Here is a 1,411-nt window from a genome sequence, read left to right as displayed (position 1 = left end):
CTGTATCGATGCTCGCGACGACTGTTCCCGAACCGTCAATACCCATGTCCCAAGCTTTAGGGGCATTGACCCTGTCAACATTCCATTCTACATTGGCGATATTGGAATCAGGTGTTACTGCGTTTTTGGTTTTCGTTGTATATAGTTCCCGTGTTTCATTCGGTAGAACTTTTTCAACTTCAGCGAATGTCGCTATTTTTTGCGCCACTTCTTTTGTAGCTGTAACAGCCATTCCGTTAACAATGTAATACGACGTAATATCTTTAGCGTTCCCTGCCTTAACTTGCATGTCCAAATACTGTTTTACATTTTGTTGCGATTCAAGAGATGTCATTTTCAATTCAGATACAACAGCGGAACGTTGCATGAGCTGTGATTTTTTTGCCGAAAGATTTGCATTACCGGCATCTTTTTTTGCTTGCTCTGCTACTTTTTCCGTGTCTGCACTCTCTTTAAATTTTATGAGAAAAGTAACTCTGTCCTCTTGTTCGAATGTTTCTAGTAAACTACTGCTCAATTTGTTTCCTGAAAGTACGTTAGAGTCATTTAATGATTGGTGCAGTTTTTTATTTGGTTCCGCAGTTGCTATTCCCGGTACAATTAAGGAAAGTACCATGAGTAATGTCGCAACAATGCTGAACATTTTTTTTAGATTACCCTTCTTTTTCATCTTCAACTTCATCCCCCTCCAATTTTTATAGCGACAGCGCCCTACTTCTTCAAGAAGTACATAAAAAAGCACCCCTTGCCCCCTTTCTACAAATTAGTATAGGTACTCAATGGTGTCTGCTGCGAAATTCTTGTTGTTATTATTTAACATAGCATACATAATAGTGTTTTTTGTCGAAATAAGACTGAAAATTCCAAATCGATAGTTTATATCTAGTAAACTCTTTACGTAATATGACCAAGCTACTATTGAGTTTGCACAATACTTTAAGGAATATCGACATGATATTACAAAAGATGGTTATCCTGCACAACAAGATCGTTATATTGGGATATCTCAGGACGAAATAGACCAGGCAATTGATGGATTTAGTTTGTAAAAGGGATTGCCAAAACGTAAGACCTACATAGTGAGGTTATCATTCTTCTAAGTAACGATGTGGATGGTTATTGCTACTTAGAGTGCGAAGTCTAAAGGGAGATTTTTTATTATTCAGCTTACGCTGCATAAAGAATTGGTAAGCCAGTTTTCTAAGCCCCATTACTTTGTTTACTTCTACTCCACACATCTTAATCACTCATACATAAATGAACACAAAAAAACCGATACCTTTTAATAGGTAACGGTTTTCTACTTGCCTAGCGACGTCCTACTCTTGCAGGGGGCGCCCCCAACTACCATCGGCGCTAAAGAGCTTAACTTCCGTGTTCGGTATGGGAACGGGTGTGACCTCTTTGCCAT

Annotated in this window: 1 protein-coding gene and 1 rRNA gene; both read right to left on the bottom strand. The window is 38.7% G+C overall.

Annotated features, from left to right (window positions below):
• On the bottom strand, positions 1-670 hold a 670-nt coding region (locus AC1DSB_RS19260; RefSeq protein ID WP_477587418.1), incomplete at its 3' end, for a protease inhibitor I9 family protein.
• Between the two features lie 636 nt (positions 671-1,306).
• Positions 1,307-1,411: ribosomal RNA gene (gene rrf / locus AC1DSB_RS19255) — 5S ribosomal RNA — on the bottom strand; the annotation flags it as partial.

The sequence above is a fragment of the Paenisporosarcina sp. P4_E4_2 genome, assembly GCF_056401595.1.
Note: the sequence above shows the minus strand (reverse complement) of the source record. Positions and strands in the feature narration are given on the sequence as shown.